Source organism: Candidatus Chryseobacterium colombiense, assembly GCA_029203185.1.
GTDB classification, from domain to species: domain Bacteria; phylum Bacteroidota; class Bacteroidia; order Flavobacteriales; family Weeksellaceae; genus Chryseobacterium; species Chryseobacterium colombiense.
In genome coordinates, this window is the sequence record CP119310.1 from 3163409 (window position 1) to 3183635 (window position 20227).

Annotated in this window: 15 protein-coding genes; 6 read left to right on the forward strand and 9 right to left on the reverse strand. The window is 33.9% G+C overall.

The genetic code is table 11. The features are described 5' to 3' along the window. Positions 1-12 precede the first annotated feature (12 nt). The 4 genes from P0Y62_14300 to P0Y62_14315 all read right to left on the reverse strand — a co-directional run bounded on the left by P0Y62_14300 (position 13) and on the right by P0Y62_14315 (position 6116). Positions 13-3654, reverse strand: a complete 3642-nt coding sequence (locus P0Y62_14300) for a hypothetical protein (protein ID WEK69012.1) — start codon at positions 3652-3654, stop codon at positions 13-15. 278 nt (positions 3655-3932) lie between these two features. After that, positions 3933-4178: a hypothetical protein gene (locus P0Y62_14305; GenBank protein WEK69013.1), complete on the reverse strand. Its 246-nt coding sequence runs from the start codon at positions 4176-4178 to the stop codon at positions 3933-3935. Positions 4179-4391: 213 nt separating this feature from the next. Continuing rightward, entirely contained in the window at positions 4392-5429 is a 1038-nt protein-coding gene (locus P0Y62_14310; GenBank protein WEK69014.1) for a patatin-like phospholipase family protein, read from the reverse strand. Positions 5430-5615: 186 nt separating this feature from the next. Continuing rightward, entirely contained in the window at positions 5616-6116 is a 501-nt protein-coding gene (locus P0Y62_14315; protein ID WEK69015.1) for a M15 family metallopeptidase, read from the reverse strand. A gap of 185 nt (positions 6117-6301) precedes the next feature. On the opposite strand from P0Y62_14315, the gene P0Y62_14320 reads away from it, so the two are divergent. Further along, on the forward strand, positions 6302-7573 hold the full coding sequence (locus tag P0Y62_14320) for a DUF4113 domain-containing protein (GenBank protein ID WEK69016.1): 1272 nt from the start codon (positions 6302-6304) through the stop codon (positions 7571-7573). Positions 7574-7621: 48 nt separating this feature from the next. Here the strand turns inward: P0Y62_14320 and P0Y62_14325 are convergent, their stop codons facing one another. Both P0Y62_14325 and P0Y62_14330 read right to left on the reverse strand, forming a co-directional pair. Further along, positions 7622-8233 (reverse strand): YdeI/OmpD-associated family protein, encoded by a 612-nt coding sequence (locus P0Y62_14325; GenBank protein WEK69017.1) that lies wholly within the window; start codon positions 8231-8233, stop codon positions 7622-7624. 5 nt (positions 8234-8238) lie between these two features. Next, the gene (locus P0Y62_14330) at positions 8239-9372 is read right to left on the reverse strand and encodes a serine hydrolase (protein WEK69018.1); all 1134 of its coding nucleotides are present in this window, start codon (positions 9370-9372) and stop codon (positions 8239-8241) included. An 81-nt stretch (positions 9373-9453) separates the two neighbouring features. On the opposite strand from P0Y62_14330, the gene P0Y62_14335 reads away from it, so the two are divergent. Then, a complete protein-coding gene (locus tag P0Y62_14335; protein ID WEK69019.1) occupies positions 9454-10755 on the forward strand; it encodes a M48 family metalloprotease in 1302 nt (433 codons plus the stop codon). A 26-nt stretch (positions 10756-10781) separates the two neighbouring features. Here the strand turns inward: P0Y62_14335 and P0Y62_14340 are convergent, their stop codons facing one another. Together P0Y62_14340 and P0Y62_14345 are read right to left on the reverse strand one after the other, a co-directional pair. Beyond that, the gene (locus P0Y62_14340; protein WEK69020.1) at positions 10782-12308 is read right to left on the reverse strand and encodes a hypothetical protein; all 1527 of its coding nucleotides are present in this window, start codon (positions 12306-12308) and stop codon (positions 10782-10784) included. A gap of 83 nt (positions 12309-12391) precedes the next feature. Next, on the reverse strand, positions 12392-13933 hold the full coding sequence (locus P0Y62_14345; protein ID WEK69021.1) for a glycine--tRNA ligase: 1542 nt from the start codon (positions 13931-13933) through the stop codon (positions 12392-12394). A 342-nt stretch (positions 13934-14275) separates the two neighbouring features. On the opposite strand from P0Y62_14345, the gene P0Y62_14350 reads away from it, so the two are divergent. The 4 genes from P0Y62_14350 (at position 14276) to P0Y62_14365 (ending at position 19276) form a co-directional block, all read left to right on the forward strand. Then, positions 14276-16768 (forward strand): hypothetical protein, encoded by a 2493-nt coding sequence (locus P0Y62_14350; GenBank protein ID WEK69022.1) that lies wholly within the window; start codon positions 14276-14278, stop codon positions 16766-16768. A 4-nt stretch (positions 16769-16772) separates the two neighbouring features. Beyond that, entirely contained in the window at positions 16773-17096 is a 324-nt protein-coding gene (locus tag P0Y62_14355) for a hypothetical protein (protein WEK69023.1), read from the forward strand. A 144-nt stretch (positions 17097-17240) separates the two neighbouring features. Beyond that, positions 17241-17936, forward strand: coding sequence for a pseudouridine synthase (locus P0Y62_14360; protein ID WEK69024.1), 696 nt, complete (start codon positions 17241-17243; stop codon positions 17934-17936). Between the two features lie 302 nt (positions 17937-18238). After that, a complete protein-coding gene (locus tag P0Y62_14365; protein WEK69025.1) occupies positions 18239-19276 on the forward strand; it encodes a quinone-dependent dihydroorotate dehydrogenase in 1038 nt (345 codons plus the stop codon). 49 nt (positions 19277-19325) lie between these two features. On the opposite strand, the gene P0Y62_14370 is transcribed toward P0Y62_14365, so the two are convergent. Further along, entirely contained in the window at positions 19326-20207 is an 882-nt protein-coding gene (locus P0Y62_14370; protein ID WEK69026.1) for a hypothetical protein, read from the reverse strand. Positions 20208-20227 lie beyond the last annotated feature (20 nt).

Consider the following 20227-nt stretch of genomic DNA (forward strand, 5'->3'; position numbering starts at 1 on the left):
TATTTTTTTTAGTTAAACCCAGTTTCCTGTAATGACACTCTCGCTATTTTGAGATTGTATGCCCAGAAGATTCTCGTTTTTTTCAAAATTGAATTTGGTCTCGGTAATGACTTCAGACGGAACTTCAAAATCATCAGGATTTTCGGTTGTAAATGGTAGTGCATGAGCGACTTTCAATCCGATACTTTCTGCCTGAAGGATATTCAATGTGGTAGGGAGTCTTGTTAACCAAGCTTTTCCTTGTTTTTCTCCTTTTGGCTGTTTCATTTCATCAACAATTGACAGGTAAAGTTCATCACCGATTACAGGGACTTCGCCGCCATTCCAGATTTTTCCGGTCGCTAAATAGAATTGTACAACATCTTCAAATCCAGGACGAACCGTTACGATCACTCTTGCCATTCCACTTTGTAGAAAAGCTCGGAATAAAGGATCTGTATTTTCAGACAGATAAAGGTCTGCCCAGTTTTGCTTATTTCCCCAATAATAAGGATATAGATAATAAGAAAGATTATCCCATTCAAAAGCTTGTTCCATAAATTTTACGAAAGCTGTATACTTATCTAATTTTGAAGAAAGAGTTGTTTCATAATCTTTAAAAGTACTTCCTTGGGTCAATCCGGATAAACCATAACCATGTGTAGAATCTGTTGCTCTGTCTGCCATATAGGAAATACAGTTTTTACGCAATACAGTATTTTCAATCTGTCTGTAGAAATTAGGATTTGAATCTTTTATTTCCACTGCCTTGCTTTGCTCTTCTGCAAGTTTGTTATTGTAATCTACTAAAGCTTCTTCATAAGCATCAATGATGGCCTTAAAGGCTTTTTGCTGCCAAGCAACTTTAGCTTCTTGGGTAAGTTCACAATAAATAGAAATGTTAATATATGAAGTATAATAGCTGGATGAATATGCAGTAATAGGGATACTTTTTCTAAATTCCTGGGTAAAAGAAGTATATCCTTGTCCTTCATATCTTCCTCCGTTTTGCATCCCTCCAAAAGAAACAAAAATAACATCTCCTGCACTTGCCGTTAATCCTCTTCCATTATTAAGGTTTTCCATTCCCGAAAGCCATGCTTTTGCTTTTTTTGCGGCATAACCGTCAGGAATTGTTAAATTATCTTTATCACTAAAAAATAGAGCTTTAGGATCCGCTCCACTAAAAGATAATCCTTTACCTAAAGTAATACTGCTGTCCGGTTTTTGATCTATTTCAACATTATATTTACTTGACCAGTATTTTAGTTTTGTTTCATCAGTTAAATCACCATAATTTGCAACTTGCATATTTCCGACTGCTCTTGGGTCTTCGGGCTTAATTAATGAAGTCTGAGAGGCCCTTTTATCTGTTGTCATTCCCAAGGTATGAAGCTTAGCAGGCTCCGGAATCATAAATTCAAACATCATTCGTTTACCATAGTTATAAATTTGATTTTTCATCAATTTATCAACCCATCGGTAAACACCTACTACATGTTTATCTCCTTTTCTATTATCAAATCCATGAGAATTATTCTCTTCAAATTCATCAATAATTTTTTCGATTCTTTCTTCATGTATTTTAGTTACAATCCTGTCCATGGCTCTGGAGGTAATATCCTGAGCTTGTGTTACCGCCTGTCTTGTGCTTTCTTCTTTTGAGTTGTGAGTGGCATAGTTTGCAGCAATTCCAGTAGTAAAGCTTCCGTTTTCTCCAGGTGTTTTCCATGAAGCATCGAAATGAGTACTTAGATTCATATCTCTGGCTTCTTGTGCTATTTTCGAAATCTCACTCTGCATTTCATAACGATTGGCAGTCGTTGTATCAGTAAGTTGCTCTTTTTCTGTATCTGTAGATGAGGTTGTGGTATTTTCGCTCCTTCTTAGTCTTCTGGTAGACTTTTCACGATATTCTCTCGCCATTACGTTTTCAATGTTTGCAACTTCACCCTCTACATAAGCATGAGTACTTTGCTCAACTTTCAAATAATCTGCAACCCCAATATTTTTGAATCCAAATCCTGATGGAATAAAGCTATTTTCTTCATCAACAGCTACTGGTGGTTCTCCCTCTTTAACTTCAAGTTCAAACGCGCCTGAGCTACATGCTCTTGCTTGAATTCCTGGCACCAGAATTTCCGTGCTTCTCCCGTTAGAAAAAACAATTTTTACTCTCAAAGTAGCATCCTGAATACTGTAAAAATCTACTCCTGGGTAATGCATATCACTCAAGAAAATGGTATTTCCCGTTCTTGATTTCACAAAGTAATCACTATCAATACTTGTCGTCGAATTCTTGGGAATCAAATTATAAGAAATATAGCTCACATCCCATGATGAATCAGGAACAGTTAAAGCCAAATCTTGAGTATATGCTTTATAAACAAATTTAGGACAAACCTGATAGGTAAAAGGAACAGAAACTGTTCTTGCGACGGGAACAATTATACCGCCAATACTTGTGTAAGTTTCTTCACTTCCTTGCGTATTTTCAAGAATGATATTATTAAGCTTTTCTACAGCTTCATTGATTGCTGAAGTGATTTCTGCAAATGTATTTCTGCCTTCCAATGATGTTTCAAGATCGGCAATATCTTGTTCCGAAGAACGTTCGATGCTTGTTTCAGTTCGGTCAAATTTATGACCTAAAACATCAAGTAATGCTTCAAGATTTTCCTGTTTTAATGAACTAACTAAAGATGATGCAGCTATTTCATCTCTGAAATTAAATTCAAAAGTTGGAAGTTTAGGAAACGGAATTTGTTTCGGTTTTTGGCAGGGATCTTCCGGATTATATTCAGTTCCGGGAGATCTTACTCCACAATATTCAGTCCTTGCTGCTTCAACAGATTCATTATATTCCTGAATAAGAGGTTCTATTCTTGTCTGATGAGCTTCATTTTGAGTTTTATACTCTGCTTGATATTCTTTATGATATTGTTTTTGAACAATAGAAAGATTTTTATTCAAGCTCTCGATTCTGCTAAGTTTTGTTTTCGCTGCAGAAATTGCCTGTTGCTGTTTCATTTCCTCTGTCGGAAAACTTTCTTTTACTGCACTGTCAGCAACTCTTGAAGCGATTTGAGATAAAGAAGAACTTGCATCTACCATTAGCTCTTTTGGAAGGACTACTCTTGCCGTTACTGCCAATTTGAAATCTTCTTCATTAGTTGCGGATAAAGTATGCATAGCCAATAGCATTTGCATAATAACTTCCTTGATGTAAAAATCTTTTTGTGTAACAACCTGGTAAATTAAGTTATTCCATAACTGAGTGAACTCAGGAAGCGCATAAACAGGAGGAAATATTTCCTCTCTCTTAGTAACAAATTCTGTATAAGTGGAGGTACTTTTATGTCTGGCTAACCATGTTGCGAAATTATAAAGATCACCAAAGTCATTTTTCAGATAATTGACATCATTAATACATTCAGAAGTCACTTTGTAATCTGCTGCATATCTCTTTAAAAGATCTTTTTTGGTTCCGGTTCCTGTCGTAACGGGGATATAAAAATGGTTATCCGCTTTTAAAACATCCGGAATTAAAATAAACCTTTTGTCTTGATCTTTGTCATCAGAAAGTTGAGGACTTCTCAAACTTACAAATCTGAAAAGCGTTTGTGTTGGTGTGTTTTCTGCAATTGGCATTGCAGGAGTTTCGTTTTCTGCCATTTTGTAATTTTTTGGTTATAAAAGTTAATATTGAAGCTTATTTCCATTAAGAAGCTCCTGTTGTTAGTGGTTTCAGGCAAAGTGTTTCACCTTTTGTTTACATTTTTGTTTCATGGTATTCTGTTTTTTAGTTTGATTTTTAAGCACAGTTCTAGCTGTCCAACATGGTGTGAATGGTGAATTCAAAGGGTGTTTGAAATGTTTATTGAATGGATTGGTGTGTTATGTGAGTATAGAAGAAATCGTTGGAAGTTTCTGAACTGTGCTAAAAAACAAGATTAATACATATCTTCTTCAAGAATATCTTTCTCAAAATCTTCCCGGAAAAAATTTTCGAGGTCATTAAGATAATTGTCGTAATCGATCTCAATATTTTCAATATCGCTCCATTCTATTGTATAAATACTTTCATTGAAAGAGGTTTGCGAATTGGATTTTGATATTTCCATGCCTTGTTGTTTGAGTTTTTCATTAAGGTTTGAACAGAATTTTGGCTGTTCATCATTAGGGAATGTTGAATTCAAAAAGTTATGTTTTAGTTTTTAGTAATGAATTTTTGTGTTTTTATTTATACTTCAAAAGTAGGGGTGGAAGGCGACAAAACTTGACGTGTCTAAAAAATTTTATGAGAAATAATTATCTTTTTTTTAAGTGTTTCTAAATCAGAATGAAAATATAAGCTACTATAATAAGTATAATCAAAATAGCTTATATTAGTAATTTATAAGTTAAAAAGCTTATATTTTGTTTTTAATCAGTTTTTGGACAATTTGATTCAGTATTTCCTTGTTATCATCAATATACTGCAGTCCAGCCTGTACCAGATTCTCAATATTTGATCTTTTTACATTGTCCATTGCTGGAGAAGCATTTTTTAGCGAAGGATTTAGTCGGTAATAATTTTTTTGGTTTCTTATTCCCAAAGTCTGGAACATTTGACAAAGCTGATAATCTACAGTTTCAGCATTTGCCGACATTAAAATATCAATAATAGGATTTACCCAGCCGATTTTACCAGCTTTTTGCAGCTTTTTAAAAGAATAGGATTTCGCTTCAATTCCGGTTCCGATCGAAACAATAATCATATCATTTACGCTTGGATGATTGGCTTTCTGATGGTTTTTCAATACTTCGGCAAAAGGAATTTTTCTGGCTTCGGCATAAGCACAAAGTGAAGGATTATTGGCAAACATTCCACCATCAATTAAACTGAAGATTTGTCCGTACATTGATCTGATCTGAACCGGTGTAAAATAAGTTGGTGCAGCAGAAGTGGCCCTGCAAACATCTTTCACATAAAAATTATCAGTGCTTAAATGAGCATTCCATGAGTTGAATAATTTGGCTCTTCTGTTTTCGATGTCATAGCTGGTTATCAAGCATGGTTTTATGAGTTCCTTAAGCTCTAAATTTCCGAAAAAGTCATTTAGATTATTTTCAAGGGCTTCCTGTGAGATTTTTTCATTCAGCAACCCGAAAGGATTCACCAGACGCTCCCAGAAAGATACCTGAAATATATCTCCCCCTTTTTCGGCATATAATTCCAATCCTTTTTGGATAGAATATTTTGCCTTCCGGTGTTCATCGGGACATAGAATAATAGACGCAATCAGCCCCCCTGTGCTGCTTCCCGCAACAAGGTCGAAATAATCGCCAAGTTTTGCAGCAGGATGGTCATGCAACTGCAGCTGCTCTTCCATATAACGCAGAATAATACAAGTGATAATTCCTCTGATTCCGCCACCGTCTAAAGAAAGAATGGTTGTCTTTTTCATATGATTTTTTGTTTTTTCCCAGAACTACTTTATTCCTTTAGGCAAGTAAAACCAATAATTTTTGAGAAATAATTATTGGTTTTAACTTATTATAAAAGATATTTTAGTTGTTTTTCTATATAGTAAAAATAGTTCGGGAAGGCGACAGAACGTGTCGTATTAAAATAATTTTAAATAAAAATCAGCCTAAAAAATCACATAATTTTCTTTATCACGGGGCATTTTAATCAACGTTCTCCAGCTCGTTTTCACCAGACCTTTCTGGGTTGGAATATTCTTCTTTTCAAAATGGGGAAGATCTTTAAAAGTCTTCCAGTTTCCGCCCCAGTCCCAGCCGTGTTTTGCGAAAATTTTCACACACTCGTACCAATCGGCAACCTGGTCATTATCCCAGTCTTTTACGGTGTCCCAGCTTGCTATTTTTCCGTCAATGATCAGACAGATATCAACAGCAAGTCCATAATTATGTATGCTTTGTCCGGCTTTGGCATTGGTTACTTTTTTTCCTGAAGTAATTCTTCCGATGGCATACAGTTTTTCCTGTTCTTCAAAGCTTCTTAAGCCTTGTGTAATTCTTACTTTGGCTCTCCCGGTTAAGACTTCATCACACTCTTTAATAATCTGTTTCACTTCCTCTCTTACGAAGGGATGAAGTTTTTCAATTCTCTGTATCGTTATTTTATCCATAATATCAACTTTTTAGCGTTTTTAGAAACCAAAATTAAGCCTGCATAGCGACAAAACTTGACGTATTTTAAATAAATTAATGTTGTGTAAATCAGTTCTTTAATTTAGTTTTAAAATTTTAAATAATTACAATTTTCTATTTTAAAAATCATAATTTTGTGTATTGAAATGTTCCGTTTTGAATCATGTATGCTTTAGTAGATTGCAACAATTTTTTCGTTTCCTGTGAAAGAACGCTGGATCCGGATCTCGAAAATAAACCCGTTGTGGTACTCTCCAACAACGACGGGTGCGTTGTGTCCAGAAGCAAGGAAGCAAAAGATCTTGGAATTCCGATGGCAGCTCCGGCTTTCAAATATAAAGAGCTTTTTAAAGAATATGACGTAAAGAGCTTTTCTGCAAAATTTGAATTATATAATGCCAAAAGCCAGGAAGTGATAAATATTGCCAAATCATATGTGGTAGAGCATGAGGTTTATAGTATTGATGAGCTATTTTTAAATCTTACCGGGTTTAAATACATCAATATATATGACTATTGTGTTGAAATTAAGGATAAGATTAAAAAAGAAGTCAATATTCCTGTAAGCATAGGAATCGCTCCTACAAAAACGCTTTGTAAGGTTGCCAACAGAATCGTAAAAAAAGATCCTGAAAGATTCAATGGTGTTTTTGCTTTAGATACTCCTGAAAAAATTGAAAAAGCTTTAAAATGGCTGAATATTGGAGATGTTTGGGGAATTGGAAGACGTCTTACTGTTAAAATGCAGGATAATGGAGTTTTCAAAGCCTGGGATCTATTACAGAAACCGGAAATGTGGGTTCGCAATATCATGGGAATTCACGGAGTAAGAATGGTGAATGAACTGAAAGGAATCCGCCAGCTGGAACTGGATGCTCCGTCTCCGAAAAAATCGATTGCGGTGACCAGAAGTTTTATGGAAATGCTGACAAAAAAAGAAGAAGTTCGGGAACGTGTAGAAACTTTTGGGATGTATTGTTCGGAGCGTTTAAGAAAGCAAAATACCTGCTGTAAAATGGTGACGGTTTTTGTGCAGACCAACCGTTTCAGAAAAGACCTGCCCGAATACAGAAAAGCGATGACCCAAATCCTTCCTAATCCTACCAACTCTTCAATTTTGATAGGGAGAGTGGTGAATGAACTATTTGAAGCCATTTATAAAGATGGTTTTCATTACAAAAGAGCAGGTGTTTTTGTGAATGATTTCGTTCCTGAAGATCAAAGGCAGATCAGTTTTTTTGAAGAGGATATTCAAAATCAGCATTTACCGGTAATGAAGGCAATGGATGCCATGAACAAAAAATTCGGAAAAGATAAAGTACGCCTCGGAAGCATGAGTGGGCAAAATACTTTCGGACGCGCAAAATTATCTCCGGAATATGAAGCATTTTTAAAAAATAATACGCTTCCTGAAGCCAATTTCAGATTCCACTAAGATTTTAGTTGAAAATAACAATGTATCTAAATATCTTAAAACGGGTGCTTATTTTTTCATATACTTCCAGTTTCTCGCTTTTCCCTCAGAAAGCCATTCTATAGCCTGTTCCATTCGTTTATTTCGGGTAGCTTCTGTTTTGGCCTCTGTAAGCCAGTTGATATATTCTTTTCTGAATGATGGAGAACCTTTGGCAAATACTTCTGATGCTTTTTTATTTTGTTTTAAAGCATTCTGAAAATAATCGGGAACTTCAGTTTCTGTTTTTAACGGAGCTGCCTTTTTCATGGTAACCCCCATATCGGTAAGTTCTATTGCTTCAAGAATCATTTTTTTAAGCAATGGTTTTGAGGGAAGATCTTCGATTTTTGTAATTTTTCCCAGGCTGAACATATTGGTTTGCTCAACGTCGGTTTCGATGTTTTTAAGCGTTTTCATTTCATGATGAAGCCAAAATCCCAAACTGCAATACTGTTTAAACGAAACCATAGAGCAAAGAATTTTTCCTTTGTACATAAAAGTGGGAAACTTCCATTTGATGGTTTCTTCCGTATGGGAACATGTCTCATGAACGGTTTCACGAATATGATTTAAAATAGGTTTTGCAAAATCCTGAGAATTCTCAATATATTCATCAACTTTTGTATTGTATTTTTCCATAGATCCTACTGAAATAATGATACGGTTTCATTCACGAGAAATTTCACCTGATCCGGTCTTCCTCTGTCGGTTTTGGGAAGATTGTTGTAGCTTCCTGTTCTTACGATGACCATATTATGTTCCGGGATCATGATGATATATTGTCCCTGAAGTCCCAGGAAATAATAATGCTTTATGGGATTGTCATTGTTAATCCAAAATCCCATTCCGTAGATATCCTCAGATTTTTTAGTCGGAGTTTTCATTTGATTAATAAAATTAAGATTTAAGATCTGTTCACCGTAAGCTCTCCCATTATCTAAAAACAATTGTCCCAGTTTTGCAAAATCTCTTGCGTTAGAATGAATACAACAATAGGTTTTCTCCATTCCGCTGTCATCAGTACTCCATTCTGCATTTTGCTCCATTCCTAACGGAATCCAGAATTTCTCTGATAAATAGCTTGCTAACGATTGACCGACGGCTTTTCTTACGGCAAATCCTAAAAGTTGGGTAGAACCGCTCTGATATTCAAATTTTGTACCCGGATTTTCTTTGAAATTCCTTGAAAAAGTAGCATCAATAAGACTCTTTCCATAATACGCTTTTGCATTGGGCAAAAAAGGATTTTTATAATCTTCATCCCAATTCAGACCTGCTTCCATTTGGGCTAAATTTCTAAGCGTCAATTGATCTCCGAACTCTTTATGCTTAAATTCTTCAAAATAATCGGAGAATTTATCATCAATACTTTTTATTTTACCTTCCTCCAGAGCTTTTCCTAAAAGCATTACAGTGACTGCTTTAGCCATAGAAAAAGAATTGGTTTTTGAAAGCTGATTATAACCGTTCCAATACTGTTCGTGAACCAGTTTTCCGTTTTTTACGACAAGAAAAGAAGCGGTATTAGACTGAGTCAAATCATCAACTATGTTTTTCGGTAATGTTGTTTTGTTGTATTCTGGTGCTTCTTCCCAAAGTTCTGGTGTTTTTGTGGCGATGAGGTTGCTGGAAAATAACTTACCATCGTCGATATTGGCACTGGATTTCCCGCGCAGATAGGTTTTTGAAATTCCATTAAAAAGATAGGCATACCCTGAAAGGTACATGATGATCGCCAAAGCAATAATACCTGTAATGAAGTAGAAGAAGATTATCATACAATTTGATCTTTAACAAATTTAAAATAATTTTAAAAACATGAAACGAAATGATTTATTTTTGTGAGAATATGATGTAATATGATGAAAAAAATTGTTACTTTTTTACTTCTTTATGCTGTTGTAATGTGTTTCGGGCAGGCTTATAAACCTATTGATACAGCAGATTATCTTAAAAGAAAAGAATTTCTTAAAAGCTTTGCCGCCAATAATGAAAACCTGATCACGAAAAGTAAAAATACCTATTCAGGAAAGAGAGGAAGTGAACTGTCACAAATCTATAAAGATCTTGAAAAAGACTTTGAAAAACAGGTTAAAAATAAAGACTTTGTTTTCAATTCTGTGTTCGAAGGAAAAGTGAAAAGTCTGATTGGCCGTTTAAAGAAGAATAATCCTCAGATTCCACAGGATTTAACGATTCTTGTTGCGAAAGATAATACGCCGAATGCATACTGCTTTGCAGATGGAGTTTTTGTAATCAATATGGGACTTTTTAGCTGGCTGGATAATGATGATCAGCTTGGAGCGGTAATCTCCCATGAATTGGGGCACAAAATATCTGAACATTCCCTGAAAACGTTTCTGCAGATGATTGATCAGGATCAGCTGGACAGAATTACACTGCAGGATATTAAATCAACCAAAGAAAACCGTAACGAAAGGGCTTTTAAGGTGATGAAAAACAGGATTTACCGAAAAGGAGCAGAGAAAAGAAAAGATGAAATGCAGGCGGATTCTTTAGGATATGTAATTTTTAAAAACAGTGATTTTAAGAAGGCAGAATTCGTTAATACATTGAAGAGACTTCAGGATTTTGATACGATTTCGCCAAGAATATTAAAAGTAGAAACCTATAAAAAGTATTTTGATCTTCCGAAGCAGGGTTTTAAAGAGAAATGGCTTAAAAAAGAGGATTTTTCACTGTATAATTACAATAATTTTAAAGAAAAGCTTAATAAAGATTCTTTGGCTTCGCATCCTGAAGTGGTATTAAGAATAGAAAAACTTCGAAAAATATTCCCTGAACTGAAAAATGATGTGAATGCCGAAAAAGCATCAGAATCTTATGCTGCTTTGGAAAAGATCGCAAGAATGGAAACACTTCCGAATTTATTTCATTCCGAAGATTACGGAGTAGGAATTTATACAAGTCTGCAGTTCTTACAGGACGGGGAAGAAGAAAAATATTATAAAGATTGGCTGGGAAAATGTTTTGTTAAAATTTATGAAGCACGAAAAAATTATAATCTTAACCGGTATCTCGATAGAGTAGATCCTAAAAACCAAAGTGAAAGCTATCAGCAGTTCCTCAATTTTATGTGGAATCTGAGCCTGGATGAGATCAAAAATATTGCAGATTACTATCAGACGAAAGAATCCTGACCGAAGGTCAGGATTCTTTTTTATCATTAATAATTTAGCCTCTCAAGACGAACCTTATTGAATTTTTCTTTCTCATTATATTCCCTAAGCAAAATGTAACCTTCTTTTGCAATATAAGGCGTCACTATGAAATTATCTTTTTCAGAAATAGGAATGACCTCCTGCTTGAACTTTCCGTCGATAATGGTATTAATGAAAAGATTCCATTTTTTTTCTTTGGTTACCTGGTCCTTTTTATAATCACGGAAGAAGAAAACAACATCTTTCCCATCATTCAGATATTGTGAGAACAGGTAATCGCTGTTTACCCATTTGGATTTTTCCTTTTCAAAAATCTGAACATCTTTTACCTTAAAATCTTTATCGGTATTAATATAAACCAAATCGGTTGTTTTAGGGGCATTGTATTGTCCCGCTGGCTTGAATTTTTCAGAAAGAATTCCCACACTGCCATCGCTCATAAAATAGACGTCTTTGGTCTGAAGGAAATAGCCGTTTTCTACGCCGCCGTCTGCGCTCAGTTTTGGAATATGGTTGGATAAATCGGGTTTATAATTTAATGTTTTAAGATCAACATGATAATTATTTTTATCTAAGATGAATCTTGCGAAACCTTTGTCTCCTTTATCAAAATTTCTTCCCATTAAAACGACTTTATCATCAAATGTTTTATCGTTATCCAGTTTCTTTCCGCTGGAGTATAATGCATCGATATTATAAATTGTTTCCGGAGTCAGACCTGTGATGGGTTGGTTTGAAAGTTCTTTTCCTGTTTTCATATCGATCACCAAAAGGGAAAAAGTTTTGTCGTCATCATTTACCTTTCTTAAAATTCCGTAAAGACGGTTTTCATCTTTTTCTAATAAAGTAAGATCTGAAAATATCTTTTTGCTGCCATCCGTATTGTAGCGGTATCTCCAGACTTCCTTTTTATTTTCATCAAACTTGATCAGGCTGTTTTTGTTGACATATTTGCCATAATCATTGTATTCTACTGCAAGAAATCCTCCTTCTTTAATTTCTCCCACAGTAGCAACATAGTTGTAGCCTTTATCTTTTTTCTCCGCACGGTTTTCTTTTCTTTCCTCTTTAAAGCTTTTAGGCTGATTAATTTCCACGAAAGTTCCGTTTTCAAGATAATCGTAATACACTTTGGGCTTTACGGTGTTGGTTTTAGGATCTATAACCATTGATACCGGCATTGCAGCATCTTTTGAAAAAGCCTGAAGATAATTGAAATCTGAAGGACGAAGGATGATCTGTCCTTTAAAATCTACATACCCGTAATAATTAGAAACTAAAAGATTGGCTTCAAATTCTTTATTGGCGATAGGGTTGAGGTTTTTATCCAGAAGGACATATTCAAATTTCTGTGTTTTTTTATCAGTCTTTCCGTAAGAATATAAAGAGACATAACCGTATAAATTATCTTTGGAATCGAAAAGAGCATTCATTCCTATGTTTTCCCCTGATGCTAAAGTGGCTAAATCCTGTGTTTGAGAATATGAGAATGTCTGAATCAGACCAAACATCAATAGTGTTATTTTTTTCATGGTTAAAATTTGAAAATCAAAAATAACAAATTAGGATATATGTTGATAAAAAAATAAAGCCCTGATTTCTCAAGGCTTTACATTTATATTTTTGAAAGTAAATTTCTGAAACTTGTCTTTTCGTCGATAATTCTTCTTAATTCTGATACCGGAACTCTTTCCTGAACCATAGTATCTCTATCTCGAATTGTTACTGTGTGATCTGTTAAAGAATCGTGGTCGATCGTGATACAGTAAGGCGTACCGATCGCATCCTGTCTTCTGTAACGTTTTCCGATCGCATCTTTTTCTTCGTAGAATAAGTTAAAATCGTACTTCAGATCGTTGAAGATTTTTTCTGCATATTCTGCTAAACCATCTTTCTTCATTAATGGAAGAATAGCTGCTTTAATTGGCGCTAAAGCCGGAGGTAAAGATAAAACCGTTCTTTCTGAACCGTCTTCCAATGTTTCGTCTCTTAAACAATGAGAGAAAATAGAAAGGAATAGTCTGTCTAAACCTACCGAAGTTTCCACTACATAGGGTACATAGTTTTCATTTCTTTCAGGATCGAAGAACTGAAGTTTTCTGCCAGAGAACTCTTCATGAGCCTTCAAATCGAAATCTGTTCTTGAGTGGATACCTTCCAGTTCTTTAAATCCGAATGGGAAATTAAACTCAATATCAGCTGCGGCATTTGCGTAGTGCGCTAGTTTTTCATGATCGTGGAATCTGTAATTTTCATCACCTAAACCTAACGCTCTATGCCAGTTCAGACGTTTTTGCTTCCACTGCTCATAGAATTCAAGCTCTGTCCCCGGAGCAACGAAAAACTGCATTTCCATTTGTTCGAATTCTCGCATTCTGAAAATAAACTGCCTTGCAACAATTTCATTTCTAAATGCTTTTCCGATCTGTGCGATACCAAAAGGAAGTCTGTGACGTGAAGTTTTCTGAACATTCAAAAAGTTAACGAAAATCCCCTGAGCTGTTTCCGGTCTCAAATAAAGATCCATTGCAGAATCTGCAGAAGCCCCCAATTTAGTTCCGAACATCAAATTAAATTGTCTTACTTCCGTCCAGTTTTTAGAACCGGTATCCGGATCTGCAATTTCCAATTCTTCAATCAAAGCTTTTACATCAGCAAGATCTTCATTTTCTAAAGATTTTGCCAGTCTTGAAAGAATAGCTTCTCTTTTTGCTCTGTATTCCAATACTTTTGGATTCGTTGCAACAAACTGATCTTTATCGAAAGACTCACCGAATCTCTTCGCTGCTTTTTCGATCTCTTTGTTTTCTTTATCTTCAATTTTAGCACAGTAATCTTCTACTAAAACGTCCGCTCTGAAACGTTTTTTGGAATCTTTATTATCAATCAATGGATCGTTGAAAGCGTCTACGTGGCCTGATGCCTTCCATGTTGTAGGGTGCATCAAAATTGCTGAATCAATGCCGACAATATTTTCGTTAAGCTGTACCATCGCTTTCCACCAATATTGTTTGATATTATTTTTTAATTCGGCACCGTTTTGTCCATAATCATAAACAGCGGATAAACCATCGTAGATCTCACTCGAAGGGAAAATAAAACCGTATTCTTTAGCGTGAGAAATCACTTTCTTGAAAACATCTTCTTGCTTTGCCATAATTTTTTTCGTCTGAAGTGCAAAAATAGCAATTTGAATCCCAATTTCATGAGATTCATTAAAAAATGCAGTTAATAATAATGCAAATCTACTTTTTATTTTTATTTCGTCTTTTGTTGCGGAGTTTTTGTTGGAATCAAAATAAGAAGCAATCGTTTAGATTTCTTGGATTTCTTAAGTCTAATTAAGAAAAAGAAATGAATTATAACGCGACGACTTTTGTCGTTTTCAATGGTCATATTTGTCTAAAAGAATCTAAGCGAGATAGAATTCAACGATTTTGTTCAATCCAAAATTTTCTATTGTGAATAAGTAAATCTAGTAATTAATTAAAAAACATCAATGAACAACAAAAACTATTTTAAAGATTATGATGACTTTGATAAAGAAAGTCAAAAAATTCTGTTGGCATTTCAAAAGAAAGTAATTCCAGAATCCCTACAACAAAGCAATTTATCTATGCAAAATGTAATATCCGTAGATAAAACAGCCAATATTTCTGAACTTATGGCAAAGGCTACAGAATGGATAACAGATGAATATATTAATTTAGACAAGTTAATTATTAAAATAAAAGCTGCAAACAGTGGAATAAATGATTATCAATTCGCGTATAATTTTCAGGAGCTAAAAGCCAATGTTCAGAATAAAAGTATTCAAAATAGGAGTGACGGATTTATCCAGTTAAAAGTTTATAGGAATTCTAAAATTGGAAATGTAAGTGTAAAATGGTCAGATACAAGGATAACTCAACAGATAGATCAACGCAATAAGAAGATTTATTACAGATTACATTTTTATTATGCAAATAGTTCAGAATTAGCCATTGTTCTCGAAACATCTTGGTATAAGGATTTTAGAAATTTGAATATATTATTAAATTATGGCGATGTGGATAAATATGAGGCAGATTACAATTATTTTCTTCAAAATTTTGCAACTGTTTTACGGAATGAAAAAGATGCTGACAGATTGAAATTTATCTATGAAAATATTCCAGAATCTATTATAGAAAAACTTTCTGATAAGCTAGATAATGAAGTCCTTTTTAATCATTTGGAAATTCTTTCAAAAGATGATGATTCTGATTTGTTTAAGGATAGTAGTGCAGCAGTGATCAAAATTTTTAAGACATTTATAAGACCCGTTCCTATTTTAAACTACTTCAGGGAAAATCCTGACAAACTAAACAGGATTTATTATAATTTGGACAAGAATGGAGAATATGACGGAAAGGTGATAAGCAATCGAATGATTCTGGCTAATATTATGCTTGTTTTTTCGATGTTTGCTAAAAATGCTAAACAAAAGAAAAACATCAAAACATTTACAATCGGAAAAGGCTATAAAGTAAACAGCAATATTTTAGAAGGTGGAGTTTTTCAGCAGGACGGGGATAAGTATCGAGATACATTTTTCTTGCAACAACAAAAAGAAGAAATAGAGACTCATAATATCCAAAGTAGCCAAACAATGGGAACTTCTGGCGAGGGTACAAGGATTGTAACAACAGATCTGGATGATGGAGCACAATATCATCCGCTAGATATGATCTATATTAAAGATATAAGTGGAGAGAAAGAGGTCTCTTACTTTGTTCCTGCGATTTATTTAAAGGCTTTATCAGATGCTCAGGAATGGGCAGTTGTGCTACAAAATATTCGTATAGCGGCAGATATTGTGGCTGTAATTATAGGTGTACTGACTTTACCGGCAGGAAATCCCTATTTTCTGTTACTTGCTATTGCGGATATTTCTTTGGCGGGGGCAGATTTAACCATACAGACTTTTAAAGAAGAGATTTTAAAATATGAAGGAGGAAAAGAGTTTTTGGAGACGTGGGAGGAAATTTACCTTGTTGGGGGAGCTTTAACGGCTGGAGGTTTATTAGTAGGCTTATTTTATAAAATGGGATTAAAACTTCTTACAATTCCTGAAATTATTAAAAATATCAAGTTGAAGGAAACAATTGCGGCACACATGATAAGTGTTTTATTAGAAGTCAATCTAACTAATTTTGAGAGAGGCTCTGTGAAAATTCTTATCCAGAATACAGAAGTTGTTATGGCAACAAGTGGCTCTCTTAATGAATACCAAATGCTAAAACTACAAGAAAAAGGAGTCATTCTATTATCAGGTGATGTAAGTAAAGGAAATAAAATTCGTAAGGAGTATAATTTGTTTTATAATGGCAATATTGTTGCAAAAGGTGATAAAAATTCTTTTTATAAACAAATAAAAGATCTAAAAGGAAGTTATGATAAAGGAGATAAGCTTATTGAGGTTCTGGAAGAAATGGAAGATGAAGTCTGGAAATATTTTGATAAAGAATATGCTTCTGGAAATAAATACGAAACAAAAAAACTAGAAAATATATATACTATTGGTTCTAAAAAGGATTTTGAAAAAGGGGTAAAATATCTAACTAAAAAAGAACGAGAACCCTATGAGATTTTTGTACAGCATGATAAGATTGTTGATTTTAATGGAGATTTAGTAGACACTAACGGAAGCATTTCTATTTTAGAGAATGGAGATGTGGTCTCAACAGAATATGCTATTTTTGTTATGTCGGAAGAAGGAAATATTTATTTATCAAAAAATTATGCTTTTGGTAAGTTTCATCATTCTTCATTTTTAGCAGGAAAGCCTGTAGCAGCTGCTGGAGAAATGATAATTGAGAAAGGTATTATTAAAGAAGTGACAGATGGAAGTGGTCATTATAAACCATCTTTAAATTTAGTGAGAAGAAATTTAAAAGATGAATTATCTAGCAGAGGTTTTTTTGGTTTTATTAACAAAATAGAAGAAATTAAGTTTAATCATGGATTTTAAAAATATGGAAGATAAAATAATATCAGATGCAATACACGCAGCAATCAGTAGAAAAAGACTAAGCCAAATATATACACATAGAGATATGTATAAAAATATTAATTACAGAGATATATCTGATATTAATATTGACGGAGTTTTAAAAAGTAAAAAAATATTTGAATGGATTATAGAGCATCCTAACTATGATTATAAGGGATTGTTAGAATCTCATTATAGCAATGAAGAACTTTTTAGATTTTTTAAAATATATTATGAAGATATTATTTATACTTTAAATCGATTTTTTAAAGAAGATTATATTATAAAATATTCAGATTTTGAATAATTCAAATTTGGGATTGGTAAATTTTTTTCTTACTTTATGAATAGGTGAACTATAGAACTGAATTTAATTTCATTATTGAATTAAATTTTATATGTTTTTTAATTCTAAAAAGGAGGGTCAATAGAAAATTTCTACTTTTGCACCATGTTAGAAATTCTTTATCGCGATGAACATCTTATTGCCATCAATAAACCCAGCGGATTATTGGTTCACAAATCCTTTTATGCTGGAGAGGCCGATACGTACGCTATTCAGGAATTGAGAAAACAGATCGGGCAAAAAGTTTATCCCATACATCGATTGGACCGGAAAACTTCGGGCGTATTGTTGTTTACTTTAGATAAAGAGACGCTAAGAATTATGAGCGACCAGTTTGCATCAAGAGAAGTTGAGAAGAAATATATTGCCATTCTTCGTGGTTGGGCAAAGGAAGAAGAAACCATTGATTATGACTTAATTAACGAAAATGAAGTCAAACAAAATGCAGTCACTTATTATCATCGTCTGCAGACTTCAGAGATAGATTTACCTTTTTTAAAACATCAGACTTCAAGATATTGTCTGGTAGAAGCGATTCCTGAAACGGGAAGATTTCATCAATTGAGGAAACATTTTAAACATATTTTACATCCGATTTTAGGCTGTCGGAAACATGGCTGTAACAAACAGAATAAATTGTGGTTGCACACATTTGGTATCAACAAAATGACGCTTCACGCTCATCAATTAATATTTAATCATCCGATTTCTAATGAAAGAATTATGATAAATGCCACTATAGATGATGAGTTTAAAAGAGTGGGGGATATTTTGAAGTTTGATCTGAGTTCTTATTCTTAATTTAAACGCAAAGATTATTTTTCAAACGTTTTATTTTTAAGATATCAAAAGCAAATAAGATTTGCTTCGCGAAGCTTGAAAACATCGCTTCATCAAATCAACTTTGTTGATTAATACTTTGCTCTTCTTGAATACTATATTCTAAAGTTAAAATCTTTGCGTTAAAAAATTCACAGATTTTATAACAGACAGATAAATAATAGTGTTTTATAGATAGCATTTATAATACCTTTTTTCATAAAATATCACGGATCAACTTAAGGTTAATTTTAAAATGAGTATTTTTGTAAAACTTTTTTTCAATGTACAAATCGCTCATTCGTCCAATTCTTTTCAAATTCGATCCTGAAGAAGTCCATCACTTTACTTTTTCAATGTTAAAGAATTTTGGATTCCTCACTAAATTATTTTTCCCAAAACCTGTTCAAGATAAACGTCTGGAAAGAGAAGTTTTTGGATTGAAATTTAAAAATCCGGTAGGATTGGCCGCTGGTTTTGATAAAAATGCAGTTTTATTTAATGAACTGGGAGACTTAGGTTTTGGATTTGTAGAAATTGGAACGGTAACTCCGAGAGCGCAGGCTGGAAACCCAAAGAAAAGATTATTCAGATTGATTGAAGACGGCGGAATCATCAACAGAATGGGCTTTAATAATGATGGACTACAAGCTGCGATTGAAAAACTGAAAGGCAACAAAGGAAAAATCATTATTGGAGGGAACATCGGAAAAAATACAGATACAGCTCCTGAAAACTATACACAGGATTACCTGGATTGTTTTGAAGGACTTCATCCTTACGTAGATTATTTCGTGCTGAATGTAAGCTGTCCAAATGTAGGAAGTCACGCTAAATTGGAAGACGTAGAATATCTTCGCGAACTGATTACTGAAGTTAAAAAGATCAACCAGTCGAAAGCTGTACAGAAGCCGATTTTACTGAAAATAGCTCCGGATTTGAATAACAATCAATTAGACGAAATTATTGAACTGATCGCTGAAACGAAAATCGACGGAATTGTAGTTTCCAATACCTCAGTAAACAGGGAAGGGCTGAAAACATCTCCTGAAGTTCTGGCACAAATTGGAAACGGTGGCTTAAGCGGAAAACCGATTCGTGAGAGAAGTACAAAAATGATCAAATATCTTTCTGATAAAAGCAACAGAGCATTTCCGATCATCGGAGTGGGCGGAATTCATTCTGCAAAAGACGCGATTGAAAAACTGGACGCAGGCGCAACTTTAGTTCAGCTATACACAGGCTTCATTTATGAAGGTCCGGGACTAATTAATGATATCAATAAAGAGGTTTTAAAAAGAGCAAGCCGTTTACCAAAATAATTTTTAAGAAAATATATTTAAAAAGAGAGTTTTTTAGCTCTCTTTTTTATTATCTCGACTTTGTAACCGAAGCATTTCTCACATCAACCGTCAAAGTATAAGAAGGTGTGTTCGATGTTTTTTTTATATTAAATTTCAAAACTTTTGAATCTTTTATCTTCGTTGAAGTAGTGTCGTAAATATTTTCAAGGCAGCTTTCAGTTAGATATTCTTTAAAATTTTTATAATCCCAATCTTTGGTAAAATATAAAACCCGGTAGCCTTTTTCACCATCACTTGCGCCACACATCCCACAGAAATTAAAATTTGATAATTCTTCAAAATATAACAAAACCCGATTTCCAGATTTGTCTGAAGCATAAGAAACAAGCTTATTTCCGCCAAGTTTGTTGATGAAATCGTAAGTGTTGATTTTTTTATTGTTCGGAACGGTTAAGTAATTATTGTAGCGATAAATTCGGATATCTTTTGTGAATAATCTAGCCGAAAGGCTTTTATTTCCCATCAAAAAATTTCCAGACACATCTTTGCCGGACTGTTTATCTGAGAAAGTTAAAATTTCTTTAGCCTTTAAAGTTTTTGCTATGCTATCGGACTTTTCGACAAGGTCGCGAGACATTTTTTCTTTAAAACCTTTAGTGGAGCTTTTTTGCTGATCTCCAAAATTAAAAAGGAACAATTCCCCAAGATTATAAACTCCCGTTAACGGAATTTTCTTTTTGTATTTATCATAATAATACCAACCTTTCACAAAATGCTGATATTGATCACAATCGATAATTCCATCAAAATCCAGTTGTAAAATAATTGGATTTCCTGCAATTTCTCCTTTGAAAATTTGAGAAGAATCTATTACTTTTTTTAATTCAACTTTCTGACAGAGGCAAAATGTTAAACCCAAAGAAAATAACAGTGAGAGTATTTTTTTCATGGTTTGGTTGTCGTTTAATT